Source organism: Hymenobacter sp. 15J16-1T3B, from assembly GCF_020711235.1.
Taxonomy (GTDB): Bacteria; Bacteroidota; Bacteroidia; order Cytophagales; family Hymenobacteraceae; genus Solirubrum.
This window is the reverse complement of the sequence record NZ_JAJFAV010000005.1, coordinates 200,634-221,123: the sequence shown is the minus strand read 5'-3', so window position 1 is coordinate 221,123 and position 20,490 is coordinate 200,634. Positions and strand designations below refer to the sequence as shown.

The following is a 20,490-nucleotide window of genomic DNA, read 5'->3' as shown; positions in this document are numbered from 1 at the left end:
GACGGAAAACACGTCGATTTTCGGGGCTTATCGTTCGGCAGCGGTTGCCCGACGATAATTACATCAATCCCGAACTGCCATGAACGTACTTATCGTCATCAATGACACCAACCAAGACACCTCACTAGGCGGCGTATTTGTTCGTGAGATGGAGCAACGAGACTGGCGGGTAATAGACGAGGTGCCGACTGCCTACCAGAAAGAAAGTGCCGATGCCTCGGAAGCTGAACTGGTGGCCGCGGCCCAGAAAGACGTGGAGGATGCTGTATATGCAACCGACTGGAACGACCTGGCCTACGTGGTGCTGGTGGCATCCAAGCCCGCTGTTGTGGCGGTAGCGCCCGGCCCCAAACCAACTGCGTAGCTGGCAACGCATGCGACTGACCGACAGGCGCATGCATTTACATCTTCATGCTGCCCATCCCGCCCATGCGCATCAGCGGCGCGTTCAGGCGCAGGTACACCTCGGCCGATACCGGTGTCTTGCCGTAGTAGCTGCGAACTTCCGCGTCAGGCCGGTACACCGTGCCCTGCGCGCCCACATGCAGCTCCGGGCCCTTGGCGCCGAGCTGGGCGAGGCGGTAGCTGGTGCCAAGTGTGAGGGCGTGGATGTTAAAGACAGTTTCGCTTTCCTCGCTGTGGGGCACAGCCAACTCGTCGGGGTCTTTCTGCACAAACTCGTAGCGGCCGTAGAACGTGGGCCGGCCCAGCGTGAGGTTGGTTTCGGCCAGGGCCGAATGCTCCCGGCCGTGGTCCGACTTATTCATGCCCCAGATCAGCGAGGAGGCCACGAAGCGGTAATCGGCCCATTGCCGCGAGTGGAGCACGGCGGCCGTGGTGCGCGTCACGTTGTCCTCGGGGTGCAGCTCCTCGGGGCTTTTGATGTAGGCCTGCCCGGCTTCGAGCACCAGTTCCTTCGACGGGGCCCACTGCAGGCGGCCCGCCCAGGAATCGGCACGGGGCCGGTCGAAGCCGTAGCGGTGCTCGTCGGGTTCCCGGCCGGTGAAGTTCGAGCCTTCCAGCTTAAACTGTTTGTAGCGCACCCCGAGCGTGGCCAGCCCGAAGGTGATGTGCGTGGCGTCGACCCAGTGGTGGGAGAGGGGCGCGTCGGGGTTGGGCATGGCCGAAATGCGGTGCATAAAGGCCGTCGGGCCCACGGCCGGCTCGCCGGGGTAGCCCAAATACAGGCTCAGGTCCACGTCCTCCGACACGGCGTGGGTGTAGCCGATGCTCAGGGCCGAAAACAAATCGTGCGGGTGCTGCCGGTCCACCAGCGGCCGGCCGCGGTAGGCCTCACCCGACTGAAACAGCAGCGGGTAGCCGTTCAGGCCCTCGGTCAGCGGGTCCAGGGAAATCATGGCCGTCAGGTTCAGCAAGCCTTTGGCGCCGATGTTGCGCTGGGCCATGGTCATCAGCCAGTTGGGCGCGTCGAACGTGTTTCCGCCGCGCTGCGTGCCGCTGCGGCCTATGTTTTGGTTGGTGTAGCGGCCGAAGACGGCGCCGTGGTTCATCACCATCCATTTGCCGTGGTGGCTCATCCACATATACATGGGCGTGGCGTCGGGCTGCCAGGCCGTGCCCGAGCCGTTGCGCGACATGGGCAGGTTGCGCGAGTACGCGTGCGACATGCCCTGCATCCCGCCCATGCCTTCCATGCCCGCCATGTCGTGGCCGGCGTGCTGCTGATGGGTGGTATCAGGGGACGCGGCGGGCATATGGTGGCCGGCGTGCGGATCGGTTGCTGACGTCGGCGTGGCCGGGTGGTGGCCGTGGTGGGTGGTATCGGCGGCGGCCGGGCGGGCAGGCGGCGGGCTCGGCTGGTGGTGGTGCTGGGCGGCGGCGGCTAGGGGCAACACCAGTGCCACAAGGGAAAACAGATGCTTCATGGATGGGGCATTGAGGTATGATACATACCCGATTGCCCGCCCCGAAGTTGGTGCAAGATTAAGGGCTCAGCCGTGCGACTTTCGGCCTCGTCCCACCGCAGCCGCTGCTGCCGGATGGTATTGCATCCGGCCAGATAGCGCATTAGCCGGCTATCTGGTCGAGCGAGGTGCGGTGGGGCTGAGCTTTGTACTCGGTTACCGTTTGGCCCGTCACTTGGCGAAACTGCGTGCTCAAGTGCTGGGACGAGCTATAGCGCAGGTCGTCGGCAATTTCAGCCAGGGTAAGCTGCCCGTAGCTGAGCAGCTCCTTGACCCGCTCGATTTTCAGCCGGATGAGGTACTTCTCCAGCGTCAGGCCTACCTGGCGCGAAAACAGCTTGCTCAGGTGGGCATACGAAGCCTGAAACCGCTCTTCCAGGAAAGCCGAGGTCGTGAGCGGCACGCGGGCCGTGCGCAGGTGCTCCAGGTACTCGGCCAGCGCCACTTTGATTTGTTCCGCCAGTTGCTCGTCGCGGCTTTGCAGCAGCTCGAAGCCCGCCGCTTCCAGCCGCGGGCGCAGCTGGGCGGGGTCGGCGGGCGTGGCCTCGTCGAGCACCGCGTGGCCAAGCGTTACGGCCACGGGCTGCAGGCCGGCCTCGGTCAGAATTTGCTGCACGCTGCTGATGCAGCGCGGGCAAACCATGTTTTTGATGTGCAGCTCGGTGGTCATGGCGCGGCTAGTCGGAGTTGGTCGGGGTGCGGGGCGCGTAGCGAGTGGGCTTGGGCGCGGCCGTAGCCTTGGGCGTGTTGCTGGCCCGGGGCTTGCGGGCGGGCTGGGGCGTGGGGTGCTCGGCCCAGCTGCGGCCAAACCAGTTATCGGCGGCCCAGTTGACAAACGGCACCACCGCCAAAAAAGTGACACTCAGCAGCACAAACCACACGAACGTGGCGCCCACCAGCCGCCCGAAGAAGCCGTCGAACCCGAACAGGTAGGTGACCAGCAGCAGCGACAGGCCCACGCTGACGGCCAGCAGGATGCCGGCCCGCCGCACCAGCGGATGAGCCAGCCACGGGGAAGTTCGGGAGGAAGAAGCGCGACGACGGGGAGCAGCCATGGCGCAAAGATAGGCCGCAGCAACGCTCCGTGCGCCGGCTGCCGCGCCCACCGCCCGGCGGCGGCAAGCGCGCGGCAAACCGCCTCCGCGCAGCGGAAAGCGGGGCCGGGTACGGCGAAGTTTGCGCCTGTAAGTGCGGACGGTCAGCGACATAACCAAACCCCGGCGGCCGCGTTTGTGCTAGCAGGCAAGGCTTCCGCCGGCTGCGGCGGCTGTGTATATTGCCTGCCGACCATACTTACTCCCTCAACTTCCATGAACACCTTCCTCCACCCGCTGCGCACCCTGGGCGCGGCTTTGCTGCTGGCTGCTGGCCTCAGCGCCTGCAGCACCGGCACCGACTCGGGCGACACCAACGTGGAACGCGGCACCGAGAAAAAAGCCCTCGACCCCGGCGCGGAGCACCCCACCGGCGGCATCGACAGCGCCCGCGTGCAGCGCGACACCGCCGTCAGCGCCCAGGAACGCCTCTACGACAACGCCCGCGACCGAAAAGACCACGACAACGACGGCAAAGCCGACTAACAGTCGCGCCGCCGTGTAACGCCACCGGCCCCGCCAGCAAACAGCTGACGGGGCCGGTTTTTTGTGTCGGAGAATCGGCTAGCTCGCGGCGCTTAGCGGAACGAGAAGGCGCTGGCCCCGATGCCGACCGCAAAGGAATCGACGGGGGCGAAGGTGCTGCTGTAGCGCACGGCGCGGCCATCGGCCGAGAACGAGCCGGTGGCTATGTACAGCTCGTTGTTGGTCGGGTCGATGCCGAACCCGTTGAAGCTGCGGCGCAGCACCGGCGCCGTGGGCAGGGCCGTGGCCGTGGTAGCCATGCGGTAGACGGCCCCGCCATAGCTGTAGTAAAGCGCCGTCCGGTCCGACGAAGCCTGCAGATTAGACGGCCCGCCGGAGGCAAAAGCCCAGGTGGCTTGGCTGGTGTACGGCGTCGTGGCCGAGAAGCGAATCAGCGCCCCAGGCTCCCGCGAGCTGACTACGCCGCCGCTGTAGCGGGTAATGCCGCCGCAGGCCAGCCACACGTTGCCGCTGGCGTCTTGCACCAGGGAGTTGGGGCCCGCCGCCACCGTCAGGGTAGCTTCTACTTGCTTGGTCGCCAAGTCAACCACGCTGACGGTGTTTTCGTCGGAGTTCGGCACGAACAGCTTGGTGCCGGCCACCAGGGCTTTTTCCGGGTTACGCCCCACGGTCACGGTGCTCGCCACGGTGTTGGTGGCCAAGTCGATAACCGACACGCGGCCGGGAAGGTAGCCCGTGAACGGCCCCTGCCACTCGGTGAGGTAGCCCGTGCTGCCGTTGACGGCGAGGTAGCGCGGCTGCGAACGGCCGCTAATGGTGGCCACGGCGTTGAACTTGGGCAGCGCCACCACTTCCACCTTGCTGCTGTTGTTGACCACCACGTAGCCCTTGTCGCCCACCACCGTCATCGACTGCACCACGTCGCCCACGGTGCGGCCGTTGGCGCGCTCAAACTGGTCTTTTTCCGATTCCTTGGTGTCGCGGCGGTAGCCGCTCACCGAGCCGTTCGGCGTGCCGTATTGCCCTTGGTTCAGCACGTACACGTTGGCGTCGAGGGTCTTTTTTTCGGTTTCGTCTTTGCCGCAGCTGCTGAGCAGCGCCGCCGCCAGGGGCAGCGTCAACAGGGGCCGGAGCCGGGAAGCGAGGGGAGAGAAGTGCATGGAGTATGATGGAAAAGTGAGTGTCAGTTAGTGCCAAGCAGCGCGCAGGCTCAGCGTGCCCGCCCGCGGCGGCATGGCCCGGAAGGCGTAGTTCTGGTAGCGGGCGTTGCTGAGGTTGTGGCCTTGCACGAGGGCCGTCAGCTGCCAGCGGCCGCAGCGAAAACGCCGGCCCACGCTGCCGTGCAGCAGGCCGTACGCCGGCAGGAAGTCGGAGCCCGAGGCCGTGGTGTAGCGCCGGTCGGTGAAGGTGGCGGCCGTGGTCAGCAGCCAGCCGCGCCAGTCGTGGTCGGTGCTCAACGAGGCGCTGTGCTGCGGCACGTAGGCGAGCTGCACGCCCACCGGGTCGGTGTCTTGGGCGTAGCCGCGGCGCTTCTGGCTTTGGGTGAAAGCGTAGCCCGCCGTGGCGCGCAGCTGGTAAGCTTCCCGGCGCCACTGGGCCTGGGTGCTGGCTTCCACGCCTTGGCTGCGCACCTGCCGCAGGTTTTGCGGCGTCCAGGTGCCGCCCGCGTCGGGCAGCCACTGCACCCAGTTGTCCACCAGCAGACGGTAGGCGGTCAGGTCGGCCTGCAGGCTGAGCTGATTACCGGCCAGCGCTTCGTAGTGCAGCCCGGCTTCGCCGCCGCGGCTGGTTTCGGGCAGCAGGTCGGGGTTGCCGCCGGGGCGCCAGTACCGTTCGTTGAGGGTGGGGGCGCGGTAGCTGCGGGCGGCGCTGGCCTTTAGCCACAGCTGCTGCCGGGCCGCGCGCCAGGCCTGCCACTCCACGCCGGCCGTGGGCGCCAGCGGCGGCCGGCGGCCGGGCAGCACGGCTTGCCGGGCATTCAGCGTGAGGCGCAGCCGGGCCGAGGGGTCGTAGCGCAGCAGGGCGAAGCCGGCGTAGCGCTGCTCCTGCACCGGGCGGCCGTAGCCGTCCACGTGGGCCACGAAGTGCTGGGCTTCGGCTCCCAGGCGCAAGCTCAGGTTGGGGCGCCACTGCCGGGTGTGCTCCAGCTGCGCCTGCCGCACGCTGCTGCGCGAGTGGCTGGTGCTGAGCTGGTCGTTTTGGTACTCAATTAGGTCGCCGAACCAGGCCGCGCGCACGCTGGTTTCGCTGCTTTCGGTGCGCAGGCGGTAGCCCAGCACCGCGCGGGCGCTCTGGTCCCGTTCGCGGGCGTGGGTATTGCTCGAGCCGATGGCCGGCTGAATCTGCCGGTTGGCGTCGGTGAGCCAGAGCGCGGCCGTGACTTCGCCGCGCCGGCCGGCTTGCACCGTCACGTCCTGCTGCAGGCTGCTCTGGGTGAGGGCGGCGTTTTCCTGGCGGCGGCGCACTTCGCCCTGCAACTCCCGGCCGTAGTAGCAAAAGTCGTTGTCGGCCTGCCGTACCAGAAAGCTGGTGCGCACCGCCACGCGCGCGTCGCGCTGGCTGCCGCTGAAGCTCAGGGCCCGGGTTCCGAAGCTGCCGGCCTCGGCCGCGGTGCTGACCTGCGTGCCCACTGGCGCCCCGGCGGCGCCGAGCACCACGGCCCCGCCCATGGCCCCGGTGCCGTACTGCGCCGCGGCGGGGCCGTGCTGCACGTCCACGCGGCCCAGGCCAGCCACCGGCAGCAGCGAAAAATCGGCCTCGCCCAGCGTGGGGAAGTTTAGGTTGAAGCCGTGCCAGAGCACCGCCGTGTGCCGCGCCGAGGTGCCCCGAATCGACAGCGACGCCAGCTGCCCCGGCCCGTAGGTGCGCACGTACAGCGGCGTACGCCCCGACAGCGCATCGGCCACCGTGCCGCCCTGGTAGGGCGCCAGCGCGGCCGAGTCGAGGGAGGTGAAGCGGCTGCCGGCGGCGTAGCGCGCGGGGCGCAGGGCCTGCACTTGCACCGTGGCCAGCACGTGCCGCGCCGTATCGGCCGGGGCCGGCGGGCCCGACTGCGCCCACGCCGGTGCGAGGCCGCCGCTGAGCAGCAGCACCAGCCCGCCGCGGCGGCGCGCGGAGCAGAAGAAACGAGCGTACAACCGAACCAAAGTTTTCGAAGCCGAAAAATTCGGTTCAGAACCAAGCGCGCGGCCGGTAGGGGCCGGTTGCCGGGCTGAGGCAGAATCAGGGAAGCCGGGCCCGCCGCCAACCAGCGACGTTGCCCAATAATGATTCATTCTCCGCCCGTCCTCCGCAGGCGCCGAACACTAAGATGCGCACGGGCAGGTCTCCTGACTTGCTTCGCGCCGGGCAGCCTTCCCATTCCTCCGCCGGTCAGGTCGACCGGCATCAGCGGAACAGTGGCGAGGTGGGCCCGGCGCATGATGGAAGCTTACAGTTGCGGGGACAGCTGCCGAATTTCACGGCATTCCCTTTTCAGCCGCGCCCCCCGATTGGGGTCTGGCCACCCATGCGTGCCGCAAAGATAAGCACGGATTTCGCGGAATTGCCGCACCGGCTTGTTTTGGCGGGGCAGCGTTTCGGATTAGCCGAGGTCGAAATCGAACCTGAATGCGCGGCAGGGGCCGTACAAGGCCCATGAAACTTCCGCTTGCTTATTACCAGCAGCCCGACGTGGTAGCCCTGGCCCGCGACTTGGTGGGCAAATACCTCTTCAGCCGCATCGACGGGGTGCTGACCGGCGGCCGCATCGTCGAAACCGAAGCCTACGCCCACATCGACGACCAGGCCTGCCACTCCCATCTGGGCCGTTTCACCAAGCGCACCCGCGTGATGTACGAAGCCGGTGGCGTGGCCTACGTGTACCTGATTTACGGCCGCTACGCCTTGTTCAACATCATCACCAACGTGGCCGGCAAGGCCGATGCCGTGCTCATCCGCGGCCTGGAGCCCACCGAAGGACTGGCCGAAATGCAGCTGCGCCGCGGCCTCGCCCGGCCGGCGCGCAACCTCACCGCCGGTCCCGGCCTGCTCACCCAAGCCCTCGGCATCGGGGTGCAGCACTACGGCACCGACCTCACCGGCAACCTCATCTGGCTCGAAGACCAGCAGGAACCCATAGCCGCCGCTGATATCGTTGCCAGCCCCCGCGTCGGCATCGATTACGCCGGCACCGATGCCGCCCTGCCCTGGCGTTTCCGCCTGCAAGGCAGCCCCTGGACAAGTCCGGCGAAATAGACAAGGGGACTTGTGAAAGGCGAAGTTTTGAATTTGGGTGTGATAGGCCTTGGCGTACTGCCCTGGATGCTGCCCGCTAAAAATCGACGGCCCGAATAGTTTCTGCTATTCGGGCCGTCGATTTTTAGCGGGCAGCATTACTTCGCCTCACCAAGTCCTCCCGGCCTCAAGGCGCCAGCCGGTCGCACACCAGCACAATGAGGCGGCCGGTCAGGTCGGTGGTGGCCATGAGGTAGGTGGTGCCGCCCTCGCGAATACCGGTGCGGTGGCGGAAATCAGCTACCGAATCGGGGAAGTTGCGGGTGGTGACGTGGGCGCGTTGCTCGGGGCCGAGGTGGCTCAGCAGCTCTTTCTTGTCGTAGCGGCACACGGCCCGGCAGCGGAAGATGCGGCCAGGAAAGTCTTCGCGCAGCTGATTCGAGGTGTAGAGGTGGCTGTGCTGGTGCAGTTTCAGCAAGCCAAAGCTGGTGCCCACGCTCTTGAAGCTGCCGGCTTTGAGCACGGCCACGTTTGGTTCGTAGACGTAATCCTGCGGTTCGGCGTAGCGCGGCACCGCTTTCGTCTCCCGGGTGCGGTTCGAGCGGAAGGCTTGTTCGCGCCCGTCGCGCAATAGGTTCACCGTCAGGCGCTCCGGATCCACGGCAGCTTCTTTGCCCAGTTCGTAGAGCACTTCCTTGCACTCGTTGTCGACGGCCACCACCCAGAGGCGGCGCACGTGGCCCAGCTCCTGAATGGCCTGCTCCACGTCGAGCATGGGCGAGGTCTTCAGCAGCACGCGCTCGGCCTTGCGTAGCAGCAAAGGCAGCAGGCGCACCACGTCCGGTTCGCAGTCGGCCAGCCGGTAGATTTTCTTATCGGCCGAGTCGCGGCGGGCCGGGTCGAGGTAGAGCCAGTCAAAATGCCCATCGGGCTGCTCGCGCAGCCACGCGGCGGCGTCGCCCACGTGCAGGTGCACGTTAGTCACGCCGAGCACCTCAAGGTTATGGCGCACCACTTGCACCAGCTGCGCGTTGCGCTCCACGTAGTGCACTTCCTGCACGCTGCGGGCGAAATGGCTGCTATCGACGCCGAAACCGCCGGTGAGGTCGGCCAAGCGGGTGCCGCCAACCAACGCAGCCTTAAACGCCGCCGTGCGCGCCGACGACGCCTGCTCCACCGACAGCGCGGGCGGAAAAATCAGGTCGGGGTTGGCCGCCCAGGTGGGCAGTTTGGTTTTGGCCTTCTGACGGGCCTGAATCTGACGCACCAACTCGGGCACGGGCAGATGAGGATAGCGGCGGGCCTGCAGGGCCAGCTTGGCGGGGTCGTCGTGCAGGTGCTCGGCTACATATTGCCGCGCCTCTGCCGACAAAGAAACGTCCATCACAACGGTAAGGTAGCGCCTAAAAGGCGCAAAGGTAGGGTGGGACTAGCGCAGCGTCCAGCCCACCAGCAGTTGCGGCCGGCCCGTGGGGGCCGTCACACCGAGCAGGTCAGGCATGGCTCGCTCCATTCCCATACGGCGCGCGGCCGGCGAAGTCGCATTTTGGGCTTCCACCGCGCGAAGAAAATGCTGATTGGTGTTACGCGTAATAAACGCGTTGGAAATCAGGCTGACCACGGCCACGCCAATGGCGGCCTTCTGCGTGGTATTGAAGTACTGGGGCTTATCGGCGCTGAACGCCTGCTGGGCGTACAGCCCGGCCGAGCCAACGAATACGGCGCGCTCGGCCAAATGCAGCCAGCGCTGCCGGCGGTACCGGTCGAGGCTAGCCACGGCCTGCTCGTCGGTGAGGTAAGGGCGCAAGCGTTGGCCGAAGAAGCCCGCGTTTTTGTACTGCTCGCCGCTGCCAGTGGTAAACCAGAAGTTTTTCTGCACGCCGTTCAGGCCGCGGTCTTGGTCTTCGGGGCTCAGGCGGATGCTGGTGCCAGGATTAACCGGAGTCTGCTGAGCCATGGCCGGTGCCGCAGCGCCAAACAGCAAGAAAAAAGCAGCAGCGCTGTTGCGCAGGGGTTTCAGCAGGGCGGTAGACGTCATGCTACAAATTTAATATTCAGGGACTCCGAAACGTGCAAGTTTCGATGAACAGCCCAACAAAACCGACGAACGTTACGTTCTCAGGCCCAACGCATGTGGTGTTCACTTAATTCCTTCCTTCATGAATCACCCTCTGAAACGTTTTGGGCACCTGCTGCTACTAGCCGCCGTGCCGGCTGCCATCTTCACCAGCTGCGGCGGCGACGATGATCCGGACCCAGTGCCAGTGGTCGACAAAGGCAAAGTAATGGCTGTTCACGCCGTCACCAGCCCCTCGGTAGCCGTGAAGTTTTTGTCGGACGACACCGAATTGAAGCAGCTGGCTTACAAAGAGCAAAGCGGCTACCAAGAAGTCAATGCCGGGTCGCACACCTTTAAAATAGCCGTAGCAGCTACCGGTGGGGCCACGCTGCTGAGCAGCACGCAAACCGTAAGCAAGGACAAATCTTACTCCTTGTTTGCCTACACCGCCACCGGGCAAGCCAGCAATACGGCTACCGGGCTATGGGTTGAAGATGATCTGACCGCGCCGAGCAGCGGCAAAGCCAAGATTCGGTTGGTCAACGTTGGGCAGGGCACGCCGTCTCCGGTTGGGCTGATGCGCACGGAAAACAGCACTACCACCACCGCCGTGATTCCCGGTACTGCTCTGGGGGCGGCCTCTTCCTTCGTGGAAATTGCGCCGGGTACTGCCACCTACTACTTGGTCAACACCACCACGAACTTGCCCGTGGTGCCCTTGGCTGGTTCCGATAAACTGACCACCAATTTCGCGGCTGGCAAGATCTACACGCTGTACCTGCGTGGGTCTGCTACGCCGCTTTCCACGACGGAACGCTTTGAGCTGGACCTCGTCACGCACAACTAAAGCGGTTACGTTTACCGTCGATAAGTTCAAAAGCCCGGGCACTCGCTCGGGCTTTTTCTATATTGGCTTACGCCGAACAATTTGGGTACCTTTGTACTTGTATTGCGACAATTCCGAGAACGACCATGATTGAGACCAAGACCTACGTACCGTACAAGGTAAAAGACATTTCGCTGGCCGAGTGGGGCCGCAAGGAAATCCGCCTGGCCGAAGCTGAAATGCCCGGTCTGATGGCTCTGCGCGCGCAGTACGGGGCGAGCAAGCCCCTGCAGGGCGCCCGCATCGCCGGCTGCCTGCACATGACCATCCAAACGGCCGTGCTCATCGAGACGCTGCAGGCCCTGGGCGCCGAGGTGACCTGGTCGTCGTGCAACATCTTCTCGACCCAGGACCACGCCGCGGCCGCCATTGCCGCCGCTGGTACCGCCGTGTACGCCTGGAAGGGCATGAACGAGGAGGAGTTCAACTGGTGCATCGAGCAGACGCTGTTCTTCGGCGAGGAGCGCCAGCCGCTGAACATGATTCTGGACGACGGCGGCGACCTGACCAACATGGTGCTGGACCAGTTCCCCGAGCTGGTAGCCGGCATCCGCGGCATCTCCGAAGAAACGACCACCGGCGTACTGCGCCTCGTGGAGCGTATGAAAGCCGGCAAGCTGCCCCTGCCCGCCATCAACATCAACGACTCGGTAACCAAGTCGAAGTTCGACAACAAGTACGGCTGCAAAGAGTCGGCCGTGGACGCCATCCGCCGCGCTACCGACGTGATGATGGCCGGCAAGATTGCCGTAGTAGCCGGTTACGGCGACGTAGGAAAAGGCACCGCCGCTTCGCTGCGCGGCGCCGGCGCCCGCGTCATCGTGACGGAAATCGACCCGATCTGCGCCCTGCAAGCGGCCATGGACGGCTACGCGGTTAAGAAGATGGAAAACGCCATCAAGGAGGCCGACATCGTCATCACCACCACTGGCAACTGCGACATCGTGCGTGAGGAGCACTTCCGCGCGCTGAAGGACAAGGCCATCGTCTGCAACATTGGCCACTTCGACGATGAAATCGACATGGCCTGGCTGAACAAGAACTACGGCCACACCAAGGACACCATCAAGCCCCAGGTCGACCTCTACACCATCGACGGCAAAGAGGTGATTATCCTCGCTGAAGGCCGCCTGGTGAACCTGGGCTGCGCCACCGGCCACCCCTCGTTCGTGATGTCCAACTCGTTCACCAACCAGACGCTGGCCCAGTTGGAGCTGTGGCAGAACCACGACAACTACGAAAACAAGGTGTACACCCTGCCCAAGCACCTCGACGAGATGGTAGCCCGCCTGCACCTCGAGAAAATCGGCGTGGAGCTGGACGAGCTGACGCCCAAGCAGGCTGACTACATCAAAGTGCCGGTGGAAGGCCCGTTCAAGTCGGATCTGTACCGCTACTAGGATCTACCTAATGCCAAAAAAGCCCCGCCGGACCATTCCGGCGGGGCTTTTTTTATGTCATTGAGCCGCTAGTGCACCCGGTACCGCAGCAGGCGACGCTCGGTGTAGTTTGGATCGGAGGCGAAGAAGGGGAGCATTTCCGTGACGATACCCACTTGCTCGGCGTAGCGGGTGTACAGCAGGCGGGGCTGGTAACCAGGAAACAGGTTGGGGTAGAATTCGTGCTTCTCCCGGTATTTCTTCGCCCTGAAGCTGCCCGCTGCAGTACTAACGAGGGTGTCTTGGGGCAGCATCTGCGCGACGATGCGGCCAACTGTATCAACTCGTCCGTTGAACGCGCCCGTCGTGATATAGTGCGTAGTGAGAATGTTTACGTCCTGCGAGCTGAACAGCCGCTGCCCATGATGGTCGACCACGTAATGGGCTGAGTCGCGTACGTACCGGGTGCCCTTTACGACGCCGTACAAGGTAGGGCGCACGAATTTGTAGTACTTCTGGCCGTGAATAAGCGTGTCTTTGCTGATGAAGCAGCTGTCGAACACGGCAGTAGCTGTGGCTTGGCCGGTAGCGCCGTCGATAGCGTAGCGCTGGTACACCCAGTAGTTGCCCGTTTGTAGCGGCAGATAAGAAGGGAAGGAGTCGGGCTGCGGCGGGGCCGGACTGTCGTTGGTGCAGCCGGCCAGCAGCACGGCCGTTGCCACCGCCCAGGCCGGTAAGGAGAACTGTGTCATGTGGTATGAAGGATAATGATGAACGCATAGCTAACGCACGGGGCTGCTGCCTATTGCCATGTCCTAATCAGCGCGCTGTTGCGCGTGCCCAGTAGGGTAGGACCGGCCCAAACTTGGCGACGCAGAACCGCGGCCTCGCCAGCAACGGCTGCGGCTGCCGATATTTGCCGTTATGCCCACGCATCCGCTTTCGGTCGTCATCATCACGTTCAACGAAGAAGCCAACATCGGCCGCTGCCTTGCCGCCCTGGCCGGCATGGCCGACGACGTAGTGGTAGTTGACTCCGGTTCCACCGACCGCACCGTGGCCATCTGCCAGGAGCACGGCGCCCGCGTGGTCACGCACCCGTTTGCCGGGTACGTTGCGCAGAAAAACGTTGCCACTGCGCAAGCCCGCCACGACCACGTGCTGCAGCTCGACGCCGACGAAGTGCTGACCGACGCTTTGCGCGCGGAAATTCGGCGCGTGCTGGCCGACTGGCAGCACGCCGGCTACGCCCTGCCACGCCTCACCAACTACTGCGGCCATTGGGTACGCCACGGCGGCTGGTACCCCGACCGGAAGCTGCGCCTGTACGACCGACGCCTGGGCAGCTGGCAGGGCCAGCTGCTGCACGAACGGTACGAAGTACAACCGGGCCAGACCGTTGGGCAGCTCACGGCCGATCTGCTGCATTACTCTTACCCCACCATCGAAAGCCACGTGCAGCAGCTCAACAAGTTCACGACTATCGGCGCCGAGGAGCTGGCGGAGCGGGGCCGGCGCGCCGGCGTGCTGCACCTGTGGCTAAAACCCACGTGGAAGTTCTGGCACTTGTACTTGCTGCGCGGCGGCTGGCTCGATGGGTTTGCCGGCCTGAGCATTGCCGCGCTGTCGGCCTGGGGCGTGTTTTTGAAGTATGCGAAGCTGCGCGTGCTCACCCGTAAGCCGGCTGCCGCATGAAGACCTTTCTCGTAAGCCGCACCGACGCTATTGGGGACTTGGTGCTGACGTTGCCCGTCTGCGGCTGGCTGAAGCAGCGCTACCCCGCTTGCCGCGTGGTCCTGCTCGGGCGCGACTACACCCGCGCCGTAGCCGCTGCCTGTCCCGCTATTGATGCCTTCATCAGCGACGACGACCTGCAAAAGCTGCCTGCCGCCGAGCAGGTAGCCGCGCTGCGCGCCATTGGGGCCGACGCCGTACTGCACGTATTCCCGAACCGCCGCCTGGCCGGGCTGTGCCGACAGGCCCGCATTCCGCTGCGTATCGGCACGCGCAACCGCTGGTTTCACTGGTTGACCTGCAACCGACTGGTGGCCCTAAGCCGGCGCAACTCGCCCCTGCACGAGGCCCAGCTTAACCTGGAGTTGCTGCGGCCCCTGGGGCTAACTGACCTACCCACGCTGGCCGAACTGGTACCGCTGGGCCGGCTGCGGGCCACCGAACCGCTGGCGCCGCTCCACGCCGCGCAGCTGGCGCGGCAACGCCCCCAGCAGCTGAACCTCATCCTGCACCCCCGCTCCCGTGGCCACGGCCGCGAGTGGGGACTGGAGCACTACGGGGCGCTGGCCCGGGCACTGCACCAGCAGGGCCACCGCGTCTTCGTCAGCGGTACGCAAGCCGAGGGCGACTCCATGCGCGAGTGGCTGCGCGAACACGCTGCCGTGCTCACCGACCTGACCGGGCAACTGTCCCTGCCACAATTCCTGGCTTTCATTGCCGCCGCCGATGGCCTAGTGGCTTCCGGTACCGGGCCGTTGCACTTGGCGGCTGCGCTCGGCCGGCACGCGCTGGGGGTGTTTCCGCCGATGCGCCCCATTCACCCGGGCCGCTGGGCTCCGCTGGGCCCGCACGCCGAGTTCGTGGTGTTCGACAAGCCGGATTGTGCCGATTGCCGCCAAGCACCCGCGGCGTGCACCTGCATCAAGGCCATTGCGGCGGCCGAGTTGCTGAGCCGCATAGCGGTTTGGCAGCCGCTGGCCGCGTCGTAGCTTTAGCGGCTTTTATTGTTTTCGTGTGGAAGCTTCCCCTAGTGCATTTGCGGCGTGGTACCGGCGTGGCTACCTGTCGCAATACCTACTACTCATCGCGTGCGTGGCCGGCGCCATCGGGCTGCTGACCACGGCCCGGGCGCTGGTGGCGCTGGCGCCGGTGGCAGGCGTGGCGGCGGCCTTGCTTAACCCCCAGCTGCGCCAAACCGCCACGCAATGGCTACGCAATGGTGCCGCCCAGCGGGCGGCCGCACTCTACCTGCTCATCCCGCTCACGTGGTGGTACACCTCCGACTGGTCGGTGTGGCGCCACGAGGTGTACCGCCAGCTGCCGCTAATCGGCGTGCCGCTGGCGTTTGCCGTGGCCGTGCCGCTTTCCGGGCGGCAGCGGTTTGGCCTCGGGGTAGGGTTTGTGGGCAGTACGGCGCTGCTGGGACTGGCCACCTTGGGCCGTTACCTCGCCGACCCGGCTTGGGCGCAGGAGCTGATTGGTACGGGGCAGAACGTGCCTTCCGTCACCGGCATTTTCCACATTTACTTTGGCATCATGCTGGCCCTGTCGGCTTTTTGGGCCGTGTCGCTCAGCCGTGAGGCGCGGGCGGGCCGGTTAAGCCGATGGTTGCTGTTGGGCGCCGCCGCCGCGGCCACCTTGAGCCTGCACGTATTGGTGTACCGCACCGGGTTGCTGGCCTTCTACGCCGCGTTGTTTGTGTCGGGCCTGCTGCTGCTGTTTCGGCGGCCGGTGCTGGCGCTGGCGTTGCTGGCAGTGGGCATTGCCTTGGCCACCACGGCTTACGTGAGCCTGCCGTCGGTGCAGAAACGCATCGGCGCCACGCTCTACGACATCAACGAGTACAACGCGGGCCGTGACATCAACCAGCTTTCCATCAGCCGGCGGCTGGCGGCCCTGCACAACGCGCAGGTGTTGGTGGCCGAGCACCCCTGGCTGGGTGTGGCGCCCGCCGACGTACGCCAAGCCATGGACGAGCAATTTTCCTGGCAGACCTACGGCCTGACGCAGGAAAACCGCGTGATGATTCATAATCAGTACGTCCACTACCTCGTCGGGGCCGGCGTAGCGGGGCTGCTGCTGTGGCTTTGGGTACTGATTACGCCCCTAGTGCAACCCGGCTTGCGCCAAAATCCGTACGTGAGAGCCTACCTGCTCATTTTCGCGGCGGCGGCCCTGGCCGATTCGCTGCTGGAAATGCAGATCGGCTTCAACCTGTTCGTCTTCCTCTATGGCTTTCTGGTCGTCGCAGCCGACCGGCACCGACAACCCAGCGTGTAACCCGTTGAAGGCAACCTTTCGTTACATTTAGCCGAGGCAATACTCACCTGCCTGAACCACCCACCTCTATGAGCGACACTCCCGAACGGGTTCCGAAACTGAGCAAGGAGGAAAAAGACCGTCGTTTCCAAGCCGAGCTGCTGCCCGTGCTGGATTCCCTCTACAACTTTGCCTTCCGCCTAACCCTCGACGAAGACGACGCCAACGACCTCGTCCAGGAAACCTACCTGAAGGCTTACCGCTTCTTCGAATACTTCGAGCCCGGAACCAACGCCAAAGCCTGGCTGTTTCGCATCCTGAAAAATTCGTTCATCAACGATTTTCGGAAAAAGAGCAAGCAGCCCGCCAAAGTTGACTACAGCGAAATTGAGGGCTACTACAACACCGAGGACGTAGATGCCGACGCCGACACGGGTGCCTCCTCACCCGACCTGCGTCAGCAAGCCACCCGCGACCTGATCGGTGACGAAGTAGCCAGCGCGCTGAACTCGCTGCCGGTCGATTTCCGCACCGTGATTATCCTCTGCGACCTGGAAGGGTTTACCTACGAGGAAATGGCCAAGGTGCTGGATATCCCCATCGGAACGGTCCGTTCCCGGCTGCACCGCGCCCGTAATTTCTTGAAAGACAAACTGGAGCGCTACGCAAAAAAAATGGGTTACGGCAACGATTCTGAGGAAGGTGATGTTGCCCCAGCGTACGACGAAGACGAAGACTAAGTACATTTAACACTCCTCCACCGACTTACCTCCTCCGCTATGGCCCTGAAGTCTACACCAAACCAACAAGGTCCGGCCGCTACCCCCGCCGCCGGCGCCGACTGTGAGCGTGTGAACACCATCCTCGACCAAATCATCGTAGGCCAAGACCCTACTATGGAGGACGAAGAGTACTTCGTCAATCATGCGGAAGACTGCTCGCCCTGCTTCGATAGCATTGATAAGCAGCGCGTTTTCGTTGATTTCGTGAACCAGTACGTAGGCCGCAAAGGCGTGCCCGCTGGTCTTTCTGCCAACATTATGGCACGCGTGCAGGCTGAAAAGGCCTAATTTTGCCCCATGCAGGGCAAAATCATCGCGTTTTCGGCGCCTTCCGGGGCAGGCAAAACCACCATCGTCCACCGGCTCATGGAACGCATTCCGGAGCTGAGCTTTTCTATCTCGGCCTGCACGCGCGACCGGCGCGGCCGGGCCGAGCAGAACGGCAAGGACTACTATTTCATTACGGTTCAGGAGTTTCAGGAGAAAATCCGCCACGATGAGTTCGTGGAGTGGGAGGAAGTCTACGAAGGCTCCTACTACGGCACCCTGAAATCCGAAGTCGAGCGCATCTGGGAAGGCGGCAAACACGCCATTCTCGACATCGACGTGAAAGGCGGCCTCAGCATCAAAGACTTTTACAAAGAGCGTGCCCTTTGCATTTTTGTGAAGCCGCCGTCTTTGGAAGTGCTGGAGCAGCGCTTGCGCGCCCGCGCCACCGATTCTGCTTCGAGCATCTCGGCCCGCCTCTACAAGGCCAACTTTGAGTTGACCTTTGAGGACCGGTTTGACGCGGTCATCGTCAACGATGACCTCGATCAAGCCACCGCCCAGGCCGAAAAGCTCGTGCGCGACTTTATAACCGCCGAGCCGGCCATCGTCTGATGAGCAGCCCGCAACGCGTGGGCCTCTTGTTCGGCTCGTTCAACCCCATTCACGTCGGGCACCTGATTCTGGCCAACCACCTCGCCACCCGCACCGACCTGGATGCGGTGTGGTTGGTGGTGTCGCCGCAGAGCCCGTTCAAGGTAGGGGAGGAGCTGCTCGCCGAGCAGGCTCGCCTGCACCTAGTGCAGTTGGCCATTGCCGGCAACGAGCGGCTGCGCGTGCTCGACGTGGAATTCGGCCTGCCTAAGCCCAGTTACACCATCGACACCCTCGATGAGCTGAGTCGGCAATACCCGGGCACCGAGTTCATATTGCTTATGGGGGGTGACAACCTGCCGGGCCTGCCCCGTTGGAAGTCCGCCGACCGCCTGCTGACGGAGTTCAAGGTGTACGTGTACCCACGACCGGGTTACGCGCTACCCGAGCCCCTGCCGGCGCAGGTGCGCGTGGTGGAAGCACCGTTACTAGATATTTCGGCCACGTTCATCCGCAGCAGTATTCGCGCCGGACAGTCCATTCGCTACCTCGTGCCGGAATCGGTGGAGCGTGAAATTAAAGCGCAGCGGTATTGGCAGGATTAATTTGCGAGTAGCACAAACCAGAAGCGCCCCGGCTGACACGTCAGCCGGGGCGCTTCTGGTTTCAGCAAAGAGCTGAAAGCTTAGATAGTCATAATCTCCGCTTCCTTCTTGCTCATCGCGTCGTCAATCTTGACGATGTAGCTGTCGGTGTACTTCTGCACCTTGGCTTCGGCATCTTTGATAGCATCTTCCGACGCGCCTTCCTTCTGCAGCTTGCGCAGCGACTCGTTCACGTCCTTGCGGATGCCGCGGATGCGGACCTTGCCGCTCTCGGCTTCGTTTTTCACCTGCTTCACCAAGTCGCGGCGGCGCTCCTCGGTCATGGGGGGCAGGTTCAGACGTACAGAATCAGCGTCCATCACCGGGTTCAGGCCCAGGTCGCTGTTTTTGATGGCCTTGGAGATTTCGCCCAGCATGTTCTTTTCCCAGGGGCGGATAACCAGCGAGCGGGCATCGGGGGCCGACACGTTGGCAACTTGGCCGACCGGCGTGGGCGTGCCGTAGTAATCGACGCGCAAAGAGTCCAGCATGGCAGGCGTGGCTTTGCCGGCCCGGATGCGGCTCAGCTCCGTGTTGGTGTGCTGCAGAGCCTTCGCCATCGATTCTTCGGCGTCGCTCAGGTACAGCTGAATTTCTTCGTCCATGTGTAGGGGGTGAATTAAAAATTGAGAATTAAAAAGCAGAAACGAAGGTCAGGCCCGATTGCAGTGCCGCGGAGGCTTTCTAACTCTTCATTTTTGGTTTTTAATTGAATTAAGCCTGTTGGTCGGCCGAGGCCGTCGAGGAGTGGTGTACGTCGGGCTGCAGGCCCCCGTGCTTGGGGTCGAGGTTGTGCTGGGCGCCGTTCATGGTAACGAGCGTCCCCACTTCCTCGCCGTTGATGAGGCGGCGCAGGTTGCCTTCCTTGTTCATGTCGAACACGATGATGGGCAGGTTATTCTCCTTGCAGAGCGTAAAAGCCGTCATGTCCATCACGTTCAGGTTCTTTTCCATTACCTCGTCGAAGGTAATCTGGGGGTAGCGCGTGGCCGTGGGGTCCTTCTCGGGGTCGGCCGTGTAGATGCCGTCGACGCGGGTGCCCTTCAGCACCACGTCGGCCTCCACTTCGATGGCGCGCAGCGAAGCGGCCGAGTCGGTAGTGAAGTACGGCGAGCCGATGCCGGCGCCGAAGATGACCACGCGGCCTTTTTCGAGGTGGCGCATGGCCCGGCGGCGGATGTACGGCTCACACACGCGCTGAATGGTCAGGCCTGAGAGCAGGCGGGTGGGCGTACCCAGCTTTTCGAGGGCGCTCTGCAGGGCCATCGAATTAATTACCGTGGCCAGCATGCCCATGTAGTCGCCCTGCACGCGGTCGAGCCCGAATGCTTCGGCCTGCACGCCGCGGAAAATGTTGCCCCCGCCGATAACCACGGCTACTTGCACGCCCGCTTCGGCCACGGCGCGTACTTCTTCGGCGTACTGCATCAGACGGTCGGCGTCGATGCCGTACTGCTGCTTGCCCATTAGGGCTTCGCCGCTCAGCTTCAGCAGGATTCGGTTGTATTTCAACGGTCTGGAGTTAGGTTGATGACTTCGCTACGGACGCGACGCCGTACTAGGAGAGGGGAGCCGAAACAGCTTAAGCAAACTGAATCAGCACCTGGCCTTTCTGAACGTTGTCGCGCATGCCCACTTTTACGGCGCCCACCACCCCGTCGCCGGGCGACTTGAGGATGTTCTCCATTTTCATGGCTTCCAGCACCAGCAGCGGGTCGCCCTTCTGCACGGCCTGGCCCGGCTCCACCCTGATGGCGACGATGAGGCCCGGCATGGGCGCTTTCACCTCGTTGATCTTGTTACTGGCCGCTTGACTCATGCCCAGCTTGTCCAGCAAGAGGTCGAACCGGTCCTTGGCCTGCAGTTCAAACCGCTGCCCGTCGAGCTTGAGCTGCACGGTCTTCGTTGCAGCGTCGATTTCCAGGAGTTCGGCGGCATATGAGCGCCCTTGGTACAGCAGGTGGTAGCGGCCCTCGCCCAAGTCAATCAGGTCCCAGTCAAACGGTTGCTCATCGACGGTGATACCGTGGGCGTTGATGTCGACACTCCACGAGTGTCCGGGGCCAGCGCTGACCTGTAGCATGCGGGTGGGGTAAGATGGGGGAGAATGCGGCGGAAAAGGGCTTAAAGATAGAGGGAATCTGAAATTATTTCGGAACTTCAACC

The 20,490-nt window shown here is 63.7% G+C and carries 23 protein-coding genes and 1 riboswitch; of the genes, 12 read left to right on the top strand and 11 right to left on the bottom strand.

Annotation, left to right across the window (positions count from 1 at the left end; translation table 11 throughout):
* Nucleotides 1-79 precede the first annotated feature (79 nt).
* On the top strand, nucleotides 80-364 hold the full coding sequence (locus tag LJ737_RS11095; RefSeq protein ID WP_227765615.1) for a hypothetical protein: 285 nt from the start codon (nucleotides 80-82) through the stop codon (nucleotides 362-364).
* A gap of 37 nt (nucleotides 365-401) precedes the next feature.
* Here the strand turns inward: LJ737_RS11095 and LJ737_RS11090 are convergent, their stop codons facing one another.
* The 3 genes from LJ737_RS11090 to LJ737_RS11080 all read right to left on the bottom strand — a co-directional run bounded on the left by LJ737_RS11090 (nucleotide 402) and on the right by LJ737_RS11080 (nucleotide 2,980).
* Nucleotides 402-1,886: a hypothetical protein gene (locus LJ737_RS11090; RefSeq protein ID WP_227765613.1), complete on the bottom strand. Its 1,485-nt coding sequence runs from the start codon at nucleotides 1,884-1,886 to the stop codon at nucleotides 402-404.
* A 142-nt stretch (nucleotides 1,887-2,028) separates the two neighbouring features.
* The gene (locus tag LJ737_RS11085) at nucleotides 2,029-2,595 is read right to left on the bottom strand and encodes a helix-turn-helix domain-containing protein (protein ID WP_227765611.1); all 567 of its coding nucleotides are present in this window, start codon (nucleotides 2,593-2,595) and stop codon (nucleotides 2,029-2,031) included.
* 7 nt (nucleotides 2,596-2,602) lie between these two features.
* Nucleotides 2,603-2,980 carry a hypothetical protein gene (locus LJ737_RS11080; protein ID WP_227765608.1) on the bottom strand — a complete coding sequence of 126 codons (378 nt, stop codon included), beginning with the start codon at nucleotides 2,978-2,980 and terminating at the stop codon, nucleotides 2,603-2,605.
* A gap of 255 nt (nucleotides 2,981-3,235) precedes the next feature.
* On the opposite strand from LJ737_RS11080, the gene LJ737_RS11075 reads away from it, so the two are divergent.
* Nucleotides 3,236-3,505 carry a hypothetical protein gene (locus LJ737_RS11075; protein WP_227765607.1) on the top strand — a complete coding sequence of 90 codons (270 nt, stop codon included), beginning with the start codon at nucleotides 3,236-3,238 and terminating at the stop codon, nucleotides 3,503-3,505.
* A 92-nt stretch (nucleotides 3,506-3,597) separates the two neighbouring features.
* Here the strand turns inward: LJ737_RS11075 and LJ737_RS11070 are convergent, their stop codons facing one another.
* Nucleotides 3,598-4,665 carry a YncE family protein gene (locus LJ737_RS11070; protein WP_227765606.1) on the bottom strand — a complete coding sequence of 356 codons (1,068 nt, stop codon included), beginning with the start codon at nucleotides 4,663-4,665 and terminating at the stop codon, nucleotides 3,598-3,600.
* Between the two features lie 27 nt (nucleotides 4,666-4,692).
* Nucleotides 4,693-6,642, bottom strand: coding sequence for a TonB-dependent receptor (locus LJ737_RS11065; RefSeq protein ID WP_227765603.1), 1,950 nt, complete (start codon nucleotides 6,640-6,642; stop codon nucleotides 4,693-4,695).
* A gap of 165 nt (nucleotides 6,643-6,807) precedes the next feature.
* A riboswitch (cobalamin riboswitch) is annotated at nucleotides 6,808-7,030 on the bottom strand.
* Nucleotides 7,031-7,141: 111 nt separating this feature from the next.
* Between LJ737_RS11065 and LJ737_RS11060 the strand changes: the two genes are divergently transcribed.
* Nucleotides 7,142-7,741 carry a DNA-3-methyladenine glycosylase gene (locus tag LJ737_RS11060; RefSeq protein WP_227765601.1) on the top strand — a complete coding sequence of 200 codons (600 nt, stop codon included), beginning with the start codon at nucleotides 7,142-7,144 and terminating at the stop codon, nucleotides 7,739-7,741.
* Between the two features lie 166 nt (nucleotides 7,742-7,907).
* Here LJ737_RS11060 and LJ737_RS11055 read toward each other — a convergent pair whose 3' ends face one another.
* Both LJ737_RS11055 and LJ737_RS11050 read right to left on the bottom strand, forming a co-directional pair.
* Nucleotides 7,908-9,104: a class I SAM-dependent methyltransferase gene (locus LJ737_RS11055; RefSeq protein ID WP_227765600.1), complete on the bottom strand. Its 1,197-nt coding sequence runs from the start codon at nucleotides 9,102-9,104 to the stop codon at nucleotides 7,908-7,910.
* A gap of 45 nt (nucleotides 9,105-9,149) precedes the next feature.
* Nucleotides 9,150-9,758, bottom strand: coding sequence for a hypothetical protein (locus LJ737_RS11050; protein ID WP_227765597.1), 609 nt, complete (start codon nucleotides 9,756-9,758; stop codon nucleotides 9,150-9,152).
* Between the two features lie 121 nt (nucleotides 9,759-9,879).
* Here LJ737_RS11050 and LJ737_RS11045 point away from each other — a divergent pair, with 121 nt between their 5' ends.
* Nucleotides 9,880-10,626, top strand: coding sequence for a DUF4397 domain-containing protein (locus tag LJ737_RS11045; protein WP_227765596.1), 747 nt, complete (start codon nucleotides 9,880-9,882; stop codon nucleotides 10,624-10,626).
* Nucleotides 10,627-10,751: 125 nt separating this feature from the next.
* On the top strand, nucleotides 10,752-12,065 hold the full coding sequence (gene ahcY / locus LJ737_RS11040) for an adenosylhomocysteinase (RefSeq protein WP_227765594.1): 1,314 nt from the start codon (nucleotides 10,752-10,754) through the stop codon (nucleotides 12,063-12,065).
* 68 nt (nucleotides 12,066-12,133) lie between these two features.
* Here ahcY and LJ737_RS11035 read toward each other — a convergent pair whose 3' ends face one another.
* The gene (locus LJ737_RS11035; protein ID WP_227765592.1) at nucleotides 12,134-12,796 is read right to left on the bottom strand and encodes a hypothetical protein; all 663 of its coding nucleotides are present in this window, start codon (nucleotides 12,794-12,796) and stop codon (nucleotides 12,134-12,136) included.
* Nucleotides 12,797-12,968: 172 nt separating this feature from the next.
* On the opposite strand from LJ737_RS11035, the gene LJ737_RS11030 reads away from it, so the two are divergent.
* The 7 genes from LJ737_RS11030 (at nucleotide 12,969) to nadD (ending at nucleotide 18,285) form a co-directional block, all read left to right on the top strand.
* Nucleotides 12,969-13,739 carry a glycosyltransferase family 2 protein gene (locus tag LJ737_RS11030; protein WP_227765590.1) on the top strand — a complete coding sequence of 257 codons (771 nt, stop codon included), beginning with the start codon at nucleotides 12,969-12,971 and terminating at the stop codon, nucleotides 13,737-13,739.
* Nucleotides 13,736-14,767, top strand: coding sequence for a glycosyltransferase family 9 protein (locus LJ737_RS11025; protein ID WP_227765588.1), 1,032 nt, complete (start codon nucleotides 13,736-13,738; stop codon nucleotides 14,765-14,767). The genes LJ737_RS11030 and LJ737_RS11025 overlap by 4 nt, the downstream gene beginning before the upstream one ends.
* A gap of 25 nt (nucleotides 14,768-14,792) precedes the next feature.
* Nucleotides 14,793-16,058 (top strand): O-antigen ligase family protein, encoded by a 1,266-nt coding sequence (locus tag LJ737_RS27120; RefSeq protein WP_227765586.1) that lies wholly within the window; start codon nucleotides 14,793-14,795, stop codon nucleotides 16,056-16,058.
* 68 nt (nucleotides 16,059-16,126) lie between these two features.
* Nucleotides 16,127-16,777 (top strand): sigma-70 family RNA polymerase sigma factor, encoded by a 651-nt coding sequence (locus tag LJ737_RS11015; protein WP_227765585.1) that lies wholly within the window; start codon nucleotides 16,127-16,129, stop codon nucleotides 16,775-16,777.
* Between the two features lie 39 nt (nucleotides 16,778-16,816).
* Nucleotides 16,817-17,107, top strand: coding sequence for a hypothetical protein (locus LJ737_RS11010; RefSeq protein ID WP_227765583.1), 291 nt, complete (start codon nucleotides 16,817-16,819; stop codon nucleotides 17,105-17,107).
* A gap of 9 nt (nucleotides 17,108-17,116) precedes the next feature.
* Nucleotides 17,117-17,701: a guanylate kinase gene (gene gmk / locus LJ737_RS11005; RefSeq protein WP_227765581.1), complete on the top strand. Its 585-nt coding sequence runs from the start codon at nucleotides 17,117-17,119 to the stop codon at nucleotides 17,699-17,701.
* Entirely contained in the window at nucleotides 17,701-18,285 is a 585-nt protein-coding gene (nadD, locus tag LJ737_RS11000) for a nicotinate (nicotinamide) nucleotide adenylyltransferase (RefSeq protein ID WP_227765579.1), read from the top strand. The genes gmk and nadD overlap by 1 nt, the downstream gene beginning before the upstream one ends.
* Before the next feature lie 80 nt (nucleotides 18,286-18,365).
* Here the strand turns inward: nadD and frr are convergent, their stop codons facing one another.
* The 3 genes from frr to LJ737_RS10985 form a co-directional block, all read right to left on the bottom strand.
* Nucleotides 18,366-18,929 (bottom strand): ribosome recycling factor, encoded by a 564-nt coding sequence (gene frr / locus LJ737_RS10995; RefSeq protein ID WP_227765577.1) that lies wholly within the window; start codon nucleotides 18,927-18,929, stop codon nucleotides 18,366-18,368.
* Between the two features lie 109 nt (nucleotides 18,930-19,038).
* Nucleotides 19,039-19,836 (bottom strand): UMP kinase, encoded by a 798-nt coding sequence (gene pyrH, locus LJ737_RS10990; protein WP_227765575.1) that lies wholly within the window; start codon nucleotides 19,834-19,836, stop codon nucleotides 19,039-19,041.
* Nucleotides 19,837-19,906: 70 nt separating this feature from the next.
* Nucleotides 19,907-20,407 (bottom strand): acyl-CoA carboxylase biotin carboxyl carrier protein subunit, encoded by a 501-nt coding sequence (locus LJ737_RS10985; protein WP_227765573.1) that lies wholly within the window; start codon nucleotides 20,405-20,407, stop codon nucleotides 19,907-19,909.
* Between the last annotated feature and the right edge of the window lie 83 nt (nucleotides 20,408-20,490).

Bases quoted from the DNA above. Each gene is read 5' to 3' on its own strand.
- LJ737_RS11095 (WP_227765615.1), top strand. From the start codon at position 80: ATGAACGTACTTATCGTCATCAATGACACCAACCAAGACACCTCACTA.
- LJ737_RS11090 (WP_227765613.1), bottom strand. From the start codon at position 1,886: ATGAAGCATCTGTTTTCCCTTGTGGCACTGGTGTTGCCCCTAGCCGCC.
- LJ737_RS11085 (WP_227765611.1), bottom strand. From the start codon at position 2,595: ATGACCACCGAGCTGCACATCAAAAACATGGTTTGCCCGCGCTGCATC.
- LJ737_RS11080 (WP_227765608.1), bottom strand. From the start codon at position 2,980: ATGGCTGCTCCCCGTCGTCGCGCTTCTTCCTCCCGAACTTCCCCGTGG.
- LJ737_RS11075 (WP_227765607.1), top strand. From the start codon at position 3,236: ATGAACACCTTCCTCCACCCGCTGCGCACCCTGGGCGCGGCTTTGCTG.
- LJ737_RS11070 (WP_227765606.1), bottom strand. From the start codon at position 4,665: ATGCACTTCTCTCCCCTCGCTTCCCGGCTCCGGCCCCTGTTGACGCTG.
- LJ737_RS11060 (WP_227765601.1), top strand. From the start codon at position 7,142: ATGAAACTTCCGCTTGCTTATTACCAGCAGCCCGACGTGGTAGCCCTG.
- LJ737_RS11055 (WP_227765600.1), bottom strand. From the start codon at position 9,104: ATGGACGTTTCTTTGTCGGCAGAGGCGCGGCAATATGTAGCCGAGCAC.
- LJ737_RS11050 (WP_227765597.1), bottom strand. From the start codon at position 9,758: ATGACGTCTACCGCCCTGCTGAAACCCCTGCGCAACAGCGCTGCTGCT.
- LJ737_RS11045 (WP_227765596.1), top strand. From the start codon at position 9,880: ATGAATCACCCTCTGAAACGTTTTGGGCACCTGCTGCTACTAGCCGCC.
- ahcY (WP_227765594.1), top strand. From the start codon at position 10,752: ATGATTGAGACCAAGACCTACGTACCGTACAAGGTAAAAGACATTTCG.
- LJ737_RS11035 (WP_227765592.1), bottom strand. From the start codon at position 12,796: ATGACACAGTTCTCCTTACCGGCCTGGGCGGTGGCAACGGCCGTGCTG.
- LJ737_RS11030 (WP_227765590.1), top strand. From the start codon at position 12,969: ATGCCCACGCATCCGCTTTCGGTCGTCATCATCACGTTCAACGAAGAA.
- LJ737_RS11025 (WP_227765588.1), top strand. From the start codon at position 13,736: ATGAAGACCTTTCTCGTAAGCCGCACCGACGCTATTGGGGACTTGGTG.
- LJ737_RS11015 (WP_227765585.1), top strand. From the start codon at position 16,127: ATGAGCGACACTCCCGAACGGGTTCCGAAACTGAGCAAGGAGGAAAAA.
- LJ737_RS11010 (WP_227765583.1), top strand. From the start codon at position 16,817: ATGGCCCTGAAGTCTACACCAAACCAACAAGGTCCGGCCGCTACCCCC.
- gmk (WP_227765581.1), top strand. From the start codon at position 17,117: ATGCAGGGCAAAATCATCGCGTTTTCGGCGCCTTCCGGGGCAGGCAAA.
- nadD (WP_227765579.1), top strand. From the start codon at position 17,701: ATGAGCAGCCCGCAACGCGTGGGCCTCTTGTTCGGCTCGTTCAACCCC.
- frr (WP_227765577.1), bottom strand. From the start codon at position 18,929: ATGGACGAAGAAATTCAGCTGTACCTGAGCGACGCCGAAGAATCGATG.
- LJ737_RS10985 (WP_227765573.1), bottom strand. From the start codon at position 20,407: ATGCTACAGGTCAGCGCTGGCCCCGGACACTCGTGGAGTGTCGACATC.